Consider the following 15,894-nt stretch of genomic DNA (forward strand, 5'->3'; position numbering starts at 1 on the left):
CGATGAGTGACGGGGGAAGTGAGGCCGATGAACACGACACAGCGTCGCAGGCCGGAGCTGGCCGCTTTCCTGCGCAGCAGGCGGGCGCGGGTGACACCGGCCGATGTGGGGATGCCACCGGGCTTACGGCGCCGTACGCCGGGGCTGCGCCGCGAGGAGGTCGCACAACTCTCCGGGGTCGGCGTCACCTGGTACACATGGCTCGAGCAGGGGCGCCCGATCAACGCGTCCGCGCAGGTGCTGGATGCAGTGGCGCGCACGCTGCGCCTCGACCAGCCCGAGCGCGAGCATCTCTATCACTTGGCCGAGGTGCCCTACGAGCCCGAACGCGAGGGCCCCGTGCAGACCGTGGGCGAGGAGATCCAGGGCATCATCGACGCCCTCGACCCGCGTCCGGCAGCGGTCTACAACTCGCGGTACGACATCCTGGCCACCAACCCCTCTTACCGCGACGTGTTCTTCGTGCCGCAGACGCTCCACATCGGCGTTCCCAACGCGCTGTGGACGCTGTTCACCGTGCCCGAACCGAACTGCCCGGTCGTGTTCCGGGACAGCGAGCTGCCGTTGATGGTGGCGACCATGCGGTCGTCGTACGGAAGACATGTCGGCGAGCCCGCCTGGGAGGAGTTCATACGCAGGCTCTCGGCCGCCAGTCCGTACTTCGCGGAGCTGTGGTCGGGAGGCGATGTCGTGCCGCCGGGACCGCGTGTGAAGACGTTCCGGCACGAGGCTGTGGGCGAACTGCACATGACCTCGGTGTCGCTGTCGATCAACGGCATGCCGGAGTGCCGGATCGTGGCCTACACACCGGAAGACGAGGAGGCGAGGAGAAGGCTGGCCGCGTTGCGGGATCGTCGGGAGGTGTTGTGGCCGCCGTCACACTCCTTGGGTGCCGAGGCGATAGGGACGGGGACATGAAAAATCCCGCCCCTGATGGGAACGGGATCTTCACCACTGTTCTTTGACAACTCAAAAGAGAGTCAATCTGTGGAGCTAAGGAGAATTGAACTCCTGACCTCCTGCATGCCATGCAGGCGCTCTACCAACTGAGCTATAGCCCCTCGTGTTCTTCCCGCCCGGCGGGGCGAACAAGAAGAACTTTAGCCTGCGACCAGCCGGAAAGTGAAATCCGGTCCCGACGGGCCCGCGGGACCGGACAGGGGGCCGCTCAGTCGTCGTCGCCGAGCACCGGCTCCGGCAGCGTGCCGGCGTTGTGCTCGAGGAGGCGCCAGCCGCGGGCGCCCTCACCGAGGACGGACCAGCAGCAGTTGGAGAGGCCGCCGAGGCTCTCCCAGTGCTGGGACTCCAGGCCGAGGAGGCGGCCGATGGTGGTGCGGATCGTGCCGCCGTGGCTGACCACGACGAGGGTGCCGTCCTCGGGGAGCTTCTCGGCGTGCCGCAGCACCACGGGGGCGGCGCGGTCGGCGACCTCCGTCTCCAGTTCGCCACCGCCTCGGCGTACCGGCTCGCCCCGCTTCCAGGCGGAGTACTGGTCGCCGTACCGGGCGATGATCTCCTCGTGCGTCAGCCCCTGCCAGACGCCCGCGTAGGTCTCCCGCAGGCTCTCGTCGTGGGTGACGTCGAGGCCGGTGAGGGCGGACAGCTCGTCGGCCGTGTTCGCGGCGCGCTGGAGGTCCGAGGCGACGATCGCGTCGGGCTTCAGCGAGGCGAGCAGCCGGGCGGCGCGGCGGGCCTGGCCCACCCCGGTCTCGGTGAGCTCGACGTCCGTGGAGCCCTGGAAGCGGCGCTCCACATTCCAGGAGGTCTGGCCGTGCCGCCAGAGGATGATGCGGCGGCCCCGGCCCGGCTTCCTCCCGGCTTCGGCGCTCACCGCAGCTCCCCCAGTTCGGCGGAGTCCTCCTCGGCCTGGAGCTTGGCGTGCTCGGCCGCCTTGCCGCGGGTGGCCTTGGCGTCGGCGGGCAGGTCCAGCTCCGGGCAGTCCTTCCACAGCCGCTCCAGAGCGTAGAAGACACGCTCCTCGCTGTGCTGCACGTGCACCACGATGTCGACGTAGTCGAGCAGGACCCAGCGGGCCTCGCGGTCGCCCTCGCGGCGCACCGGCTTGGCGCCGAGCTCCTTGCTCAGCCGCTCCTCGATCTCGTCGACGATCGACTTGACCTGGCGGTCATTGGGCGCGGACGCCAGCAGGAAGGCGTCGGTGATGGAGAGCACGTCGCTGACGTCGTAGGCGATGATGTCGTGCGCGAGCTTGTCTGCGGCCGCCTGTGCGGCGGTGTTGATGAGCTCGATGGAGCGGTCCGTGGCGGTCACTACGCGGCTTTCCGTCGGCGGTCAGTAATGACTCCAGGGTCTCACGGACCGCCGACGACACCCCACGCGTTTCTTCAGCCCCGCCCCGGGCGCTCCCGGGACGTGGCGTCCGTCACCCCGTCGAGCCGCTGCTCGCCTTGTAGTCCTGGCCCAGGACCACGGACACGTCCGCGTTGGACGTGGCCTTGCCCTTCTTCACGCTGCTCGTGGGCAGCCCCAGGGTCTTGGCGACCTCGACGGCGTCGTTCTTCTTGGCGGCGTCGGCATATGTGACCAGGGACACACTCTGGACGGCAGTGGCGGTGCCGGAGTCGAGGAAGGTGTAACCGCCGTTGACCAGGACGACACGGGCCTGCGCGGCGGCGGCCTTGTTGCCGGTGGCGTTCCTGATGCCGACGCGGACGGCGGCGCCGGCGTCGGGGCTCTTCGCGGTACCGCCGAGCACGTCCTTGACCACGCTGTCGGAGGCGCTGTCGCTCAGGGTGCCGTCCTGCTGCACGGGCAGCAGCGCGGTCTTGTAGTCGCCGCCCTTGGCAAGGTCGGCGAGCTTGGCGAGGAAGGCGCCGAGGTCCTGGTCGGTCAGGGACGGATCGAGGATCTGCGCCAGGGTCTGGACGGTGGTGGTCGCCGCCTGCTTGTCGGAGGACAGCTTGCGCAGCACACCCTGCATGACCTGTCCGAACCGCTCCAGCTGCGCGTTCTGGGACTCGCCGGAGGCCCGGTAGGTGGCGTAGGCGACGGCCATCTTGCCGCTGAGGGTCTGCTCCTCGCCCTTCTTCACGAGGGGCGACTCGCCCTTCTTCTTCGAACCGGGGTCCGGCACATCGGCGTTGGTGGTGATGTCGATGTTGCCGACGAGCTCGACCAGGTTGTTGAGGTAGGGGGTGTCGAGGCGCCAGGTGCCCTGGATGTTGGTCCCGAGCACCGTGTCGATCGCGTCCTGGGTCCCGGAGGAGCCGTCGTCGTCGACGGACTTGGCGAGCGTGGTCGTCGAGCCGTCGTCGCCCGTCAGGGCAAGGGTGTTGGGCAGCAGAACCGTGGTGCCCTGCTTGGTGGTGGTGTTGTCGACGAGCAGCGCGGTGGAGGTGCCGCCACCGTTGGTGTTGTGCAGGTGGACGACGATCACATCACGCTTCTGAGCACCCACGGCGGCCGTCGTAGCGGACTTGCCCTTCGAGGACGTGCCGGGCAGCTTGCCCGCGTACCAGAGATAGCCGACGCCGCCGACCGCGACCAGGGCGAGCACCACGACCAGGGTGACGACCCTGCTGCGGGTGCGGCGCCGGGCCTCCTCGCGGCGCTCGGTGCGGTTCTCGGTGAACTTCAGCCAGTCGATGACGTCTTCGGAGTTGTCCTCCTGCTCCTCGACGAAGGCGAACTGCTCGGTGCGGTAGTCCCGGTCGGCCCGACCGCCCCGGGGTTCGCCGCCCTTGGCTGGTCCGGCCTGCTGCGGGATGTAGGCGGTCTGCTCGGCGACTCGGGGCTGCTGACCGGTACTCGCGGTGCCGGCCGGGCCCGCGGACTGCCCGTAGCGGTCGTACCCGGGCGAGGTGGTCCCGGCGGCGCCGGGCGCGCCGGTGCCGGTGCCGGTGCCGTAAGGGTCGTACGAGGGGACGGGCGGCTGCTGACCGGTGTCATAGGGCGACACAGGAGGGTGCTGGCCCGTGTCGTACGGCTGCACCGGCTGCTGCTGACCGGTCGCATACGGGTCGTAGCCGTAGCCCTGCGGCTGGGCGCCATAGGGGTCGTACCCCTGGGGAGGCTGCTGCGGCACCTGTCCGTACACAGGCTGCCCGAACTCGTCGTAGCCGACGAGCTCGTACTGGTCGCCGCCCGCGTATCCGTCGTATCGGTCGTTCACCGGTGCCCCTCTCGGCTCACTCGCCGCGGTACAGCTCGCGCTTGTCGATGTAGCGCACCACACCGTCCGGCACCAGATACCAGACGGGATCGCCCTTGGCCACTCTCGCACGGCAGTCTGTGGACGAGATGGCGAGCGCGGGAACCTCGACGAGCGAGACACCGCCCTCGGGAAGCCCAGGATCGGTCAGCGGGTGGCCGGGCCGGGTGACCCCGATGAAGTGCGCGAGGGAGAACAGTTGTTCCGTGTACCGCCAGGTGAGGATCTGGCCGAGCGCGTCGGCGCCCGTGATGAAGAAGAGGTCGGTGTCGGGGTTGAGTGCCTTCAGGTCGCGCAGGGTGTCCGTGGTGTAGGTCGGGCCGCCGCGGTCGATGTCGATGCGGCTCACCGAGAACTGGGGGTTCTCGGCGGTCGCGATGACCGTCATCAGATAGCGGTCCTCGGCCGGGGTGACCTTGCGGTCGGTCTTCTGCCACGGCTGGCCGGTCGGCACGAACACCACCTCGTCGAGGTGGAACTGCGCGGCGACCTCGCTGGCCGCCACGAGGTGCCCGTGGTGGATCGGGTCGAAGGTTCCGCCCATGACGCCGAGGCGGCGCTTGCCCGGATTCGTGGGGCCGTTTCCGGGGCCGGTCGTCAGGCGCTTCGCCGCGCTGTCGTCGGCCGCGCCGTTCGCGCCACCCGTGGCGGCGCCGGCGGCGCCGCTCTCCGTGTCACTCGCCGGACCGGTAGGCATGTCCTGCTCTCCCATGCGTGCAGACCCTACCGGCCCGGCCGACGGGCTCCGGCCGACAGGGGCCCCGAGCGGCCCCGAAAGGGCTCAGCGGTCCCGGTTGAAGCGCGTGGTGATCCACAGCAGCAGAAGCAGGATGAAGAGCGCCCCGCCGCCGGTCAGGAACGGGCTGAGGCTCTCATGGTTGCCGCCGTTCTCGCCCTCGGCAGCGACGGTGACCAACTGTGCAGCGGTGCTGTGGAAGCTCATCTCGGCAGGACCTATCCGGTGTGGGCGGGATAAAGACGTCGGCCCATCGTATGCGGGCGCCTCCGCCACGATCACCCCGACTCCGCCGTTGGGGACGCCGGTTGCCGCGCACACCCCTGTGCCGGCTGTCGCGGCCTCCTCCATGACGTGGCGCTCAGTCGTCCCGCTTGTACCCCCGCAGCAGGAACCAGGCGGTCAGAGCCACTCCGACGACCATCACGATCAGCACGACACGGAGCAGATTGCCCGGGCCCTGCTTGTCTGCCGCGTTCGCGGCTTCGGTGAGCCAGGCGGCTGCGGGGATGTGCTCCATGGCGTACGACTCCTTCTCTGTACTGCCCGTCCACGGTATCTCCGCCTAGGCTGGGCTCTGCCTTGGGGGCACATAGGGCACTCAGACGCACATGGGGGAACACATGTCCGACGACGGCCACGAGCAGAACGGGCACGAGAACGTGCCGAGCAGGCAGCGCAGGCGCTTCGAGGGGATCTCCTCTCGGGCGTACGAACACCCCGCGGACCGCTCGGCCCTGGTGGCCCTGCGCAAGCTCAGCGGCTTCGACACGGTCTTCAAGGTGCTCAGCGGTCTGCTGCCCGAACGCAGCCTGCGGCTGCTGTTCCTGTCCGATTCGGTGCGCGTCTCGGACGCCCAGTTCGCGCACCTCAACGACATGCTGCGGGACGCGTGTTACATCCTGGACCTGGAGAAGGTCCCGCCGATGTATGTCACCCAGGACCCGCAGCCGAACGCGATGTGCATCGGTCTGGACGAGCCGATCATCGTCGTGACGACGGGGCTCGTCGAACTGCTGGACGAGGAGGAGATGCGGGCGGTCGTCGGCCACGAGGTCGGCCACGCGCTCTCCGGCCACGCGGTCTACCGCACGATATTGCTCTTCCTCACCAACCTCGCGCTCCGGGTCGCCTGGATCCCGCTCGGGAACCTCGCGATCATGGCGATCGTCACCGCGCTGCGCGAGTGGTTCCGCAAGTCGGAGCTGTCCGCGGACCGCGCCGGGCTCCTGGTCGGCCAGGACCTGCAGGCCTCGATGCGCGGCCTGATGAAGCTCGCCGGAGGCAATCACCTGCACGAGATGAACGTGGACGCGTTCCTCGCCCAGGCAGAGGAGTACGAGGCCGGGGGCGACCTGCGCGACTCGGTGCTCAAGATCCTCAACACCCTCCCCCGCACCCACCCCTTCACCACCGTCCGCGCGGGCGAGCTGAAGAAGTGGGCCGAGTCCCGCGACTTCCAGCGGATCATGGACGGTCACTACTCTCGGCGCCACGAGGACAAGGACACCTCGGTCTCGGACTCCTTCCGGCAGTCGGCGGCCAGCTACGCCAGCGACGTGAAGAACTCCAAGGACCCGCTGATGAAGCTGGTCACCGACATCGCCGGCGGTGCGGGAGACCTCGGGGGACGGGTGCGACGCGGCTTCGGCGGCTTCGCGAGCGGCGGCGGCAGCGGCTCCAGCAAGGACACGTCCGGCTCACCGAAGGACGCGCCGCCGCGGGACACCGACGCGCACCCGGACGATGAAAGCCCCAACGGCGACGGCTGACCTGGAACCGGCCAAGGGCGGCCCGAAACGGGCCGCGCCGCCGGAGACGCCGCCGGTAACGGCTACAGCTTCGGCTGCGCGCTCGTCGCCAGCGACCCGCACAGCGCCGTCGCACTGCCGGTGGCGTACGGGTCGGTGCCGGCCGGGCCGCCCGCCTTCGCGGTCTGTCCCGCGAGCAGCGGGCGAAGGTGGTTGACGGAGTCCTCGGAACAGGCGAGCGGCCCGGCCTGGACGTAGGAGACGACCAGCTCGGCCTGGTGCATGCGCAGGTCGTCGCGGTCGAAGCGGAAGTGCAGCTCGCGCCGGACGGTGAACAGCGAGGCCTTCGCCTTCGCGTCCGAGCCCGTCGGCTTCAGCGCGTAGACGAAGGTGTGGTCGGCGATGACCTCAAGGGTGGTCGAGTCGAACTCGGCGGCCTGGAGGGTGCCCTGCACACGGATCTTCTTGTCGGCGAGCTGGACCTGGGCCGCGTCGAAGCGGACCAGCCAGCCGGTGGGCGCGTGCCGCCCGTCCGCGATCGGCCGGTCGATGCTCTGGTCGAACTGGTCGAGCTGCTGCGGGTCGAGCAGTATCCGCACCGGCCGGGTGGCACCGCCGGTGAGCACGTCCGGGTCGAGGGAGGACTCGACGAGGTAGTCCTTGGCGGTGGTCAGGGCGGTGACGACCTGGCTGTCGGAGAAGTGCGCGGTGCGCCGAGAGGCGGGCAGCGTGACGCCCTCGGCGCCGATGCGGAACTGGGCGGCCGGGCTGTGCGCGTACAACTCGTCGGCGCTCGTGGAGCCGGGCACGGCGGTCTGCGGGGCCAGGGGTATGACCGTCATCCGCAGGGGCTCGGGGGGCTGGGCGGTGGGGGCCTGGTACGGATGGCGTACACCCATGTAGATCGCGGTGCCGAAGGCTAGGGCGATCAGCAGGACGAGGATCAGCGCCTGCCGCGACAGCCCGCGCTGGAGGGATGGGCGGCGGCGTACGGCCGGGGCGTGGTCGGCCATGCGCTCCTGGGCCGAGAATTCCTGGAGGCGGGCAGCGCGGACGAACGACTCGTCGAAGACGACGGATCGGTACTCGTCCTCTCCACCAGCGGGAGCACCCTCGGGTGTCCCCTCAGGTGGGTCTCCAGGCCCGCCCATATATTCAGAGTAGGTCTCCCGGAGCTCAGGTAAACGCCCTGGTACACGACAAGTTCTGACAGGTTCTCACCAGGATCGTCACGGTGTTCGAAGGGTCGTCGGCAGCGTTGGTGTCAGGGTGTCCGGGGGACCGCCGACACCGCTGGCTGGGAGTAGTCGGCCGATGCGGAGGGACCGGTGCCGGTGACCTTGTCCTGGCCATGCTCCAGGCCTGTCGAGGCGGGCGGCGGGACCTGTTCCTGACGGCCTGAGGACGCCCCCCGGTAGACCGCCGTGAAGGCCAGCGCGACCATGCCGATGCCCATCACGAGGGCGAGGATCCAGGCGACGGGGCGGTGCCAGCGAGTCTGTTTCCCGTAGGCCCTGCCGTACGTCCCCGGTGCGCCGTAGCGGCCTTCCAGGACCTCGGTGTCGTCCAGATCGTCCCATTCGGGATCGTGGCCGAAATCGCCACGGTCGTCGGGCCCGAAGCCGTCCTCGTAGCGCTCGTCGTCGCCGCGGGCACCCCGGGCGTGCGCCCGGCGCCCCTCGGCCTCGGAGGCCTCCGCGCGGGCCTGGGCGGCTGCCAGGAGTCTCTCCACAGCGGTCGGCTCGTGAATCACCGCTGCCCGTACGAAGTCCTCGTCGAAGACCACGGAGGCGAACTCTTCGTCCGCACCCCCGCGGTCGCGGTCGTCGTCGGGCTCCCAGCCGTCAGGGAACGGCGTGCCCCCCACGTCCTCCGGCACGGATCCAGAGTAGACCTGGGGGGTCATTTTGGGCAGACGGTATGGAAATTCATCCACCTGACGAGACGCGTCTCGCGCGGAGCGCGGGCCGTCCACCGCACGCCGCGCGCCCCCGGCTCCGGCGCGCGCGCCGACCGTCCCTGCACCGGCGCCTCAGCGCCGAATGTGCCCGTCCCCCGTGACGATGTACTTCGTGCTCGTGAGCTCCGGCAGCCCCATCGGCCCCCGCGCGTGCAGCTTCTGCGTGGAGATGCCGATCTCGGCGCCGAAGCCGAACTGGCCGCCGTCGGTGAAGCGGGTCGACGCGTTCACGGCGACCGTCGTGGAATCGACCAGTTGGGTGAAGCGGCGGGCGGCCTGCTGCGATGTGGTGACGATGGCCTCGGTGTGGCCCGAGGTCCACAGCCGGATGTGCTCGACGGCCCTGTCGAGCGAGTCGACGACAGCGGCGGCGATGTCGTACGAGAGGTACTCCGCCTCCCAGTCCTCGGGGGTCGCCTCGACGACGGTGGCCTTGGAGTCCTTGGCGTAGGCGAGGACGCGCTCGTCGGCGTGCACGGTGACCCCGGCGTCCGCGAGGGCGTCCAGGGCGCGCGGCAGGAACTGCGCGGCGATGTCCTGGTGGACCAGGAGCGTCTCGGCGGCGTTGCAGACACTGGGCCGCTGGGCCTTGGAGTTGATCAGGATGTCGATCGCCATGTCGAGGTCGGCGTTCGCGTCGACGTAGACGTGGCAGTTGCCGGTGCCGGTCTCGATGACCGGGACGGTGGACTCCTGGACGACCGTGCGGATCAGCGAGGCACCGCCGCGCGGGATGAGCACGTCGACGAGGCCGCGGGCGCGCATCAGCTCGCGGACGGACTCGCGGCCCTCGCCGGGCACGAGCTGGACGGCGTCGGCGGGCAGCCCGGCGCCGCCCACGGCGTCGCGCAGGACCCGTACGAGCGCCGTGTTCGACTCGTACGCGGACGACGAGCCACGCAGCAGCACCGCGTTTCCGGACTTCAGGCAGAGCGCGGCGGCGTCGACCGTCACGTTCGGGCGGGCCTCGTAGATGATGCCGACGACACCGAGCGGCACGCGGACCTGGCGCAGGTCGATACCGTTCGGGAGGGTGGAGCCGCGGACGATCTCGCCGACCGGGTCGGGAAGCGCCACCACGTCGCGGACGTCGGAGGCGATCGCGCGCACGCGCTCGGGCGTGAGCGTGAGCCGGTCGATGACGGTCTCGCTGGTCCCGGCCTCACGGGCGCGCGCGATGTCCTTGGCGTTGGCGGCGACGATCTCGCTGGTACGGACCTCCAGCGCGTCCGCGATCGCGAGCAGCGCGTCGTCCTTCTCGGCCCGGGGCAGGGGCGCCAGGTCTGCGGCGGCGGCCTTCGCGCGATAGGCGGCCTGGGTGACCGGGGACATCGAGTCGTACGGCGAGAGCGTGGTCATGAGGGAAGGGTAGTGCGCCCGGCGAGCGGGTCCACCGGCTATCCCACACCGCGAGACGAGCCCAAAAAGGGCGAACTCCGACGTGAGCCCGGACGCGGACTCAAGCGCGCGATCTCCGACGTGAGCTCGCGCGTGGACTGAGGGGGGCGCACTTCGACGTGGAGCCGGACGCCGACTCAGAAGGGGTGCACTCCGACGGGCGTCGCCGGCAGCGGTCCGTAGCCCTCCGCGATCCGCTGGTGGTACGTCTCGCGGTCGATGACCTCCAGGCCGACGATCTCCCACGGCGGGAGCTTGGCGGTCTGGCGGTGCTCGCCCCACAGACGCAGGGCGACCGCCGCCGCATCGTGCAGATCGCGGGCCTCTTCCCAGTAGCGGATCTCCGCGTGGTCGTTGGCGTAACGGCTGGTCAGCAGAAACGGGTGGTCGTGGGCGAGCTGTTCGAGACCGCGCCTGACCTCCTTCAGAGGGGCCTCATCGCCCGAGACGCTGAGGGTGACGTGCCACAGCCGGGGCTGGTCCGCCGGTTCCTCGCCCTTGTATGTGTCACCGGCCGCGACGCTCGTCAGGGCCCGTTCCTCGCCCGCCGCACGGGAAGCGGCAGCACCCGCACGGGACGTGGCACCTCCTGCACGGGAAGCGGCGCCACCCGCACGGGAGGCGGCACCACCGCGGGACGCCGCCGCCTCGGGGCGCACTCGTCTCACGACGGCCTCCTTTACGCAATGGTCGTGCCGAATACCGGGGTCTCCCTGCCCCAAAGTTGAGCAGGTGGGGAGCCGTCGCGTGGCGGTTTTACGGAACGTCCCCCACTGAGGGCGGGGGAATCGGCCGTTTACGGGTGTAGTGGACAGCTGTTTTGCGGGTGCCCAGAACGCCTGTCGTACGAGCTCACGGACGCGGCAGAACGGCTGTCTTACGGATTCAGCAGTACGAGGTCGTCCCTGTGTACGACCTCACGCTCGTACGCGGGGCCCAGCTCGCGAGCCAGTTCCCTGGTCGAACGGCCGATGAGCTGCGGAATCTCCTTGGCGTCGAAGTTCACCAGACCTCGCGCGACCGCCCGGCCCGTGCTGTCGCGCAGCTCGACCGGGTCGCCCGCGGTGAACTCGCCCTCGACGGCCGCGATGCCGGCCGGCAGCAGCGACTTGCGCCGCTCGACCACCGCGCGCACGGCCCCGTCGTCCAGTGTGAGCGCGCCCTGCGGGGTGGAGGCGTGCTGAAGCCACAGCAGCCGGTCGGCGGACCGCTTGCCGGTGGGATGGAAGTAGGTGCCGGTGTCCCGGCCCGCGAAGGCGTCGGCGGCGTGGATAGTGCTGGTCAGCACTACTGGAATGCCCGCCGCGGCGGCGATCCGGGCCGCCTCGATCTTGGTGACCATGCCGCCGGTGCCGACGCCCGCCTTGCCCGCGCTGCCGACGTCGACGCCGTCGAGGTCAGCAGGCCCACGTACTTCCGCTATCCGCGAGGTACCGGGCTTGCTGGGGTCGCCGTCGTACACGCCGTCCACATCGGAGAGCAGGACGAGCAGATCGGCCCGTACGAGATGGGCGACGAGCGCGGCGAGCCGGTCGTTGTCACCGAAGCGGATCTCGTCCGTGGCAACGGTGTCGTTCTCGTTGACGACCGGCAGGGCACCCATCGCGAGGAGCTTGTCGAGGGTGCGGGAGGCGTTGCGGTGGTGGGCGCGGCGGCTGGTGTCGTCGGAGGTGAGGAGCACCTGTCCGACGCGGATGCCGTAGCGGGCGCAGGAGGCGGTGTAGCGGGCGACCAGGAGGCCCTGGCCGACGCTGGCGGCGGCCTGCTGCCGGGCGAGATCCTTGGGGCGGCGGCGCAGCCCCAGCGGCGCGAGCCCCGCGGCGATGGCGCCGGACGAGACGAGGACGATCTCCTTCTCGCCGCCGCTGCGGGCCTTGGCGAGGACGTCGACCAGGGCGTCGACCCGGTCCGCGTCGAGGCCGCCGGACGCAGTGGTCAGCGAGGAGGAGCCGACCTTGACGACGATCCGGTGCGCCTGCGCCACGGCATTTCTGTGAGCTTGCGTCACAGCACCAGTGTCGGCCTCTGCCACAGCACTCGTATCGGCCTGCGCCACGGCACTCGTGTCGGCCTGCGTCACGTTCTGCCTCGCCCCTGCCACCTGCTGTGTGTCCCCTCGCGTCGATCCGGGTGCCCCGCCCGGCAATCTACGCGAAGAGGGCGGGCCGATGCCCGCCGGTCCAGTCCCCGGACGCGACCGCCGACGGCCGAACGCCGACCGCGTGGATGTACGGCTCACGCCGCGCGCAGCGCCCTCAACACCCGCCGGGCCACCCGCCGCAGTCGCGGGAAGCGCCTGGTGCGCGGCCTGAAGCCTTCGATGGTGACCGTCTCGCGGGTCGTCGGGACATAGCAGCTGTCCGGGATGCCGGCGGCCGGGTCGCGGAAGTGCGGGTAGGCCAGGAAGGCCTTGCGGCCGCGGGACTCCAGCAGGACCTCCGGGGCCTTCTTCGCCTTGATGAATTCCAGTACGTCGACAAGGAGATCGCCCCGGCCCTGGGCCACGAGGTGCAGGCGCAGCCGCTCGTGGACCTTGAAGCGCGAGGCGACGCCCTCGTGCCAGTAGGCGTCCAACAAGGGCTTGGCCAGCTCGAGTTTGTGGCGCCGGATCTTCTCGCTCTGCTTGAGGAATCCGGGACCGAACTGCGGGAGCAGGGTGATGAGTAAGGGGCGGATCATGAGCGCGTCGCGCCGCGGACCGGCGGGCACGTGCTCGGCGATCAGGCTCATCAGAGCGCCGGCGGAGTCGAAGCGCAGGGCGTAACCGCCGCTCTTGGTCACATGCTTGCCGTCGTCGCGCCCGACCAGGTAGTAGCACTCGTAGTCGGCGATCACGGAGACGCCGTCGGCGCGGAGGTAGGCCTCCATCGTGAACAGGGCGTCCTCGCCGGTCTGCAGCGACTCGTCGAAGCACATGCCGTGCTGCGTGAGCAGCTCGCGGCGGAAGAGCTTCTGCGCGCTGAGCGTGAACTTGATGTTCGAGGAGAAGACGTCGGTACGGGGCCGGTCCTTGCCCCACATCGACTTCGGAGCGTTCCTGTTGACCCCGACGACCTTGCCGAGCACCACGTCCGTGCCCTGCTCGTCGGCCATCGAGACCATGCGCTCCAGCGCCTCGGGGCCGAAGTAGTCGTCGGCGTCGAGGAAGAAGACGTAGCGTCCACGCGCCTTGCCGAGACCGACGTTGCGCGGGCCGCTGGGGCCGCCCGAGTTCGGCTGCCTGATCACCGTGACCTGCATGGCCGACCGCTCGGCGAACTTCTCCAGATACTCCCCCGTGCCGTCCGTCGACCCGTCGTCGACCGCGATCACCTCGATCCGTGCCGCGTCGAGTGTCTGGTTCTCCACGGATTCCAGGCACTTGACCAGGTACGGCATCGCTTCGTACGCCCCGATGATGACTGTCACATCAGGTTGCGTCACGTTTCCCCCTTGTTACGGGAAGTGTCACTGGAACATTTCCCCCTTATCACCTCAATCGCTACCTTGAAGACGACTGAAAGTACGTACGGGTTGCCCGTAACCGCTCACTTCGTGACCCAGCTCACAGGAAACGATGGGTGACTTCACAGTGAAGCCTGGCAGACGGACGTAAGAGAAAACGTGAGAAGCGTAAGAAATGGGCATGGCCCCGAGGAGTGCTCCTCGGGGCCATGCCCATGTGCGCACGCGGACTCGGTCAGCCCGTGACCGCCGCACCGTCCGTGTCGCCGGTCACCCGCTGGCCGGGCAACGCGGTCGCCAGGTCCACGGCGGCGGCCGAAGTGCCGCTCTCCTGGCCCAGGTTGCGCCGCTCGGCCTTCCGCGCCAGCTCCCGCACCGCGGAGTTGAACTGGTCGATCGAGGTCGGCTTGTCGGGGCCGAGCAGATACCGCTTCAGCTCCTGGCGTTCGGCGGCCTGCGCGTCGGCGGCCGGGTCGGTCACCGCGGCGAGCAACTCGCCCAGTTCGCCTGCCGAGTTGGACAGGATCACGGCGGCGCGCACCGCGGTGTTCTGCCGCTTGAACTCCTCGACACCGAGCTCCGCGGAGTCGGTGACCGCGTAGGGCTTGCCGCTCGCGATGAAGTCGGAGACCACGCTGGAGATGTCCGAGACCATCGCGTCGGAGACGTTGAAGCAGTCGTACAGGCGCGGCTCGGCGCCCGCGATGACACGGTGCTCCCAGGTGGCGAACGAGCGCCAGTAGGCGTCGTTCCACTCGGCGCGCAGCCGGGCGATCTCGGCGTGCTTGGCGGCGTCGACCATGCCGTCACGGGTGGCCTCGGCGTCGTCGCCGGCCTCCGCGGCGCCGGTCAGCTCGGCGATGCGGGCCTCGATGCGGGCCAACTCGGCCTTGCCCGCGCTCTGCGCAGCGGCGTCGGCGGCGAAGCGCGGATCGGCGACACGCTCGGCGGCCGCCTTCTCCACCAGCCCGGTGATCCGCTTGTGCGCGGCCTTGGCCTGCGCGCTGCGGGTGCCGGTGAACGGGTGCGGCTTGTAGAGGACGCGGACCGGCTGGTCGGCGGCGAGCAGCCGCTTCACGATGTTCTCGCCCGCGAGCAGGATCGAGGTGTTGCCGGGGTTGTCGTCCCAGCCCTCCCACGTGGGGGCGTACAGGATGGTGGGGATACGACCCTCGGGCACGCCCTGCCAGGACTGGATCGGGGCGAGCTGCGGGCGTCCGACCTCCACGATGTCGTCGTCGCGGACGCCGACATCGGCGATGGCGTAGCGGTCGCGGCCCGCACGGCCCGCGGTCCACACCTCGTCGTACACCTTGCTGTACGGGTTGACGCTGGCGAGCTTGTCGCTGTCGCCGTGGCCGATGAAGACGTGCTTGATGGTCGGCACACGCAGCATGTGGATGTTCTTGCCGACGTTCGCCGCGTACAGCGCGACCCGCACCGTGGACAGGTCCATGTTCATCAGGTGCACCCCTCCGGGCACGCAGATGACCGGCACGGTGGTCGGCGCCATGCGCTCCAGGATGGCGCGCTCGCGGAGGATGATCAGCGGCTTGGTGTCCAGCTGCTCCATCGTCTCCAGCCACATGTTGACCTGGTACGCCGAGTCCTTGGAGCCCGAGAAGTAGAGCACCGTCTCCGGGCGGTACTCGCGCAGCCAGTCGTCGACCGCCGCCAGGACCTGCTCCGCGTTCGGCGGGACCTTCCGGCCGCGGACGAACGGGACGAGCACGGCGACGTAGCCGAAGCCCAGCGCCAGCGTGAGGGCGACACCCGCGAAGCCGTAGACGTTGTTGTCGGTCGCCCCGGCGACGAGCACGCCGACGACCGCCGCCAGGTCGAGGTGGAGCATCTTCTCGGCGGACCGGTGCAGCAGACGGCGCGGGGGTGCGTCCGGGATGCGGACGCGCGATCTCAGGTCGACATTGCGGGTGGCGACGGGCATCTTGCGACGCAGCCGGATCAGCGTGATCAGCGCGCCGTGCGGGGCCTGGAAGCCGTAGAAGGCCAGGAAGCACGCGATGGCCGCGTAGAAGACCATGCTGCCGGACAGGTCCAGCCGCGCCAGCAGCAGCACGAGGAGCAGCTGCCGGATGAGGAACCTGATGGACAGACCGGCCCGCACCTTGCTGAGGCGGTTGATCAGATAGCTGCCACGCCGGTGCAGATAGTGGTCCGCCAGGTACGTCACGGCGGCCGCGGCCGCGAAGGCAGCGACGCTCGGCAGGAGCGCGGCCAGCATCAGGCAGGGAAAGCCCAGCATCATGAGGGCCGCCGCAGCCAGCTCGGCCGCACTACCCACCCGGGCAACGCGAATAGCGGTGGAAATCACGGAGAAACCTGCTCTTGAGGGGTGTGTGCCGGTTTGATACTAAAAGTGAACCAAAAGCCGAAAAGTGAACTCTACGGATTCAGGCCTCTGCGAATGCGCCGC

The 15,894-nt window shown here is 69.7% G+C and carries 15 protein-coding genes and 1 tRNA gene; 2 read left to right on the forward strand and 14 right to left on the reverse strand.

Going from position 1 to position 15,894, the window contains the following annotated elements; genetic code table 11:
• Nucleotides 1–27 precede the first annotated feature (27 nt).
• Nucleotides 28–918, forward strand: a complete 891-nt coding sequence (locus ACIBK0_RS02075; protein ID WP_399074574.1) for a helix-turn-helix transcriptional regulator — start codon at nt 28–30, stop codon at nt 916–918.
• Between the two features lie 70 nt (nt 919–988).
• Here the strand turns inward: ACIBK0_RS02075 and ACIBK0_RS02080 are convergent.
• The 7 genes from ACIBK0_RS02080 to ACIBK0_RS02110 all read right to left on the reverse strand — a co-directional run bounded on the left by ACIBK0_RS02080 (nt 989) and on the right by ACIBK0_RS02110 (nt 5,427).
• Nucleotides 989–1,061, reverse strand: a tRNA-Ala gene (locus ACIBK0_RS02080).
• Between the two features lie 107 nt (nt 1,062–1,168).
• Nucleotides 1,169–1,831 carry a histidine phosphatase family protein gene (locus tag ACIBK0_RS02085; RefSeq protein ID WP_399074576.1) on the reverse strand — a complete coding sequence of 221 codons (663 nt, stop codon included), beginning with the start codon at nt 1,829–1,831 and terminating at the stop codon, nt 1,169–1,171.
• Nucleotides 1,828–2,271 carry a ribosome silencing factor gene (gene rsfS, locus ACIBK0_RS02090; protein ID WP_399074578.1) on the reverse strand — a complete coding sequence of 148 codons (444 nt, stop codon included), beginning with the start codon at nt 2,269–2,271 and terminating at the stop codon, nt 1,828–1,830. The genes ACIBK0_RS02085 and rsfS overlap by 4 nt, the downstream gene beginning before the upstream one ends.
• 112 nt (nt 2,272–2,383) lie before the next feature.
• The gene (locus tag ACIBK0_RS02095) at nt 2,384–4,132 is read right to left on the reverse strand and encodes a LytR C-terminal domain-containing protein (RefSeq protein WP_399074580.1); all 1,749 of its coding nucleotides are present in this window, start codon (nt 4,130–4,132) and stop codon (nt 2,384–2,386) included.
• 16 nt (nt 4,133–4,148) lie between these two features.
• The gene (gene nadD / locus ACIBK0_RS02100; protein ID WP_399075118.1) at nt 4,149–4,715 is read right to left on the reverse strand and encodes a nicotinate-nucleotide adenylyltransferase; all 567 of its coding nucleotides are present in this window, start codon (nt 4,713–4,715) and stop codon (nt 4,149–4,151) included.
• Nucleotides 4,716–4,952: 237 nt separating this feature from the next.
• Entirely contained in the window at nt 4,953–5,114 is a 162-nt protein-coding gene (locus ACIBK0_RS02105; RefSeq protein ID WP_327428662.1) for a hypothetical protein, read from the reverse strand.
• A 154-nt stretch (nt 5,115–5,268) separates the two neighbouring features.
• Nucleotides 5,269–5,427 carry a hypothetical protein gene (locus tag ACIBK0_RS02110; RefSeq protein WP_189185108.1) on the reverse strand — a complete coding sequence of 53 codons (159 nt, stop codon included), beginning with the start codon at nt 5,425–5,427 and terminating at the stop codon, nt 5,269–5,271.
• A gap of 103 nt (nt 5,428–5,530) precedes the next feature.
• Here ACIBK0_RS02110 and ACIBK0_RS02115 point away from each other — a divergent pair, with 103 nt between their 5' ends.
• Nucleotides 5,531–6,679: a M48 family metallopeptidase gene (locus ACIBK0_RS02115; RefSeq protein WP_399074582.1), complete on the forward strand. Its 1,149-nt coding sequence runs from the start codon at nt 5,531–5,533 to the stop codon at nt 6,677–6,679.
• Between the two features lie 62 nt (nt 6,680–6,741).
• Here the strand turns inward: ACIBK0_RS02115 and ACIBK0_RS02120 are convergent, their stop codons facing one another.
• The 7 genes from ACIBK0_RS02120 to ACIBK0_RS02150 all read right to left on the reverse strand — a co-directional run bounded on the left by ACIBK0_RS02120 (nt 6,742) and on the right by ACIBK0_RS02150 (nt 15,792).
• Nucleotides 6,742–7,809: a hypothetical protein gene (locus ACIBK0_RS02120; RefSeq protein ID WP_399074584.1), complete on the reverse strand. Its 1,068-nt coding sequence runs from the start codon at nt 7,807–7,809 to the stop codon at nt 6,742–6,744.
• 113 nt (nt 7,810–7,922) lie between these two features.
• A complete protein-coding gene (locus ACIBK0_RS02125) occupies nt 7,923–8,564 on the reverse strand; it encodes a hypothetical protein (RefSeq protein WP_399074586.1) in 642 nt (213 codons plus the stop codon).
• Nucleotides 8,565–8,690: 126 nt separating this feature from the next.
• Nucleotides 8,691–9,977, reverse strand: coding sequence for a glutamate-5-semialdehyde dehydrogenase (locus ACIBK0_RS02130; protein ID WP_399074588.1), 1,287 nt, complete (start codon nt 9,975–9,977; stop codon nt 8,691–8,693).
• 176 nt (nt 9,978–10,153) lie between these two features.
• Nucleotides 10,154–10,684, reverse strand: a complete 531-nt coding sequence (locus ACIBK0_RS02135) for a hypothetical protein (protein ID WP_399074589.1) — start codon at nt 10,682–10,684, stop codon at nt 10,154–10,156.
• Nucleotides 10,685–10,893: 209 nt separating this feature from the next.
• Nucleotides 10,894–12,000: a glutamate 5-kinase gene (gene proB / locus ACIBK0_RS02140; protein WP_399074591.1), complete on the reverse strand. Its 1,107-nt coding sequence runs from the start codon at nt 11,998–12,000 to the stop codon at nt 10,894–10,896.
• 251 nt (nt 12,001–12,251) lie between these two features.
• Complete coding sequence (locus ACIBK0_RS02145) at nt 12,252–13,394, reverse strand: glycosyltransferase family 2 protein (protein WP_399075120.1); 1,143 nt, start codon at nt 13,392–13,394, stop codon at nt 12,252–12,254.
• A gap of 301 nt (nt 13,395–13,695) precedes the next feature.
• Entirely contained in the window at nt 13,696–15,792 is a 2,097-nt protein-coding gene (locus ACIBK0_RS02150; RefSeq protein WP_399074593.1) for a hypothetical protein, read from the reverse strand.
• Nucleotides 15,793–15,894 lie beyond the last annotated feature (102 nt).

The organism is Streptomyces sp. NPDC050564 (genome assembly GCF_044457265.1).
GTDB lineage: Bacteria > Actinomycetota > Actinomycetes > Streptomycetales > Streptomycetaceae > Streptomyces.

Coding starts and splice junctions, on each gene's coding strand:
- ACIBK0_RS02125 (WP_399074586.1), bottom strand. CDS start 8,564: ATGACCCCCCAGGTCTACTCTGGATCCGTGCCGGAGGACGTGGGGGGC.
- ACIBK0_RS02105 (WP_327428662.1), bottom strand. CDS start 5,114: ATGAGCTTCCACAGCACCGCTGCACAGTTGGTCACCGTCGCTGCCGAG.
- ACIBK0_RS02110 (WP_189185108.1), bottom strand. CDS start 5,427: ATGGAGCACATCCCCGCAGCCGCCTGGCTCACCGAAGCCGCGAACGCG.
- ACIBK0_RS02145 (WP_399075120.1), bottom strand. CDS start 13,394: ATGCCGTACCTGGTCAAGTGCCTGGAATCCGTGGAGAACCAGACACTC.
- ACIBK0_RS02115 (WP_399074582.1), top strand. CDS start 5,531: ATGTCCGACGACGGCCACGAGCAGAACGGGCACGAGAACGTGCCGAGC.
- ACIBK0_RS02075 (WP_399074574.1), top strand. CDS start 28: ATGAACACGACACAGCGTCGCAGGCCGGAGCTGGCCGCTTTCCTGCGC.
- ACIBK0_RS02120 (WP_399074584.1), bottom strand. CDS start 7,809: ATGGGCGGGCCTGGAGACCCACCTGAGGGGACACCCGAGGGTGCTCCC.
- nadD (WP_399075118.1), bottom strand. CDS start 4,715: ATGGGCGGAACCTTCGACCCGATCCACCACGGGCACCTCGTGGCGGCC.
- ACIBK0_RS02130 (WP_399074588.1), bottom strand. CDS start 9,977: ATGACCACGCTCTCGCCGTACGACTCGATGTCCCCGGTCACCCAGGCC.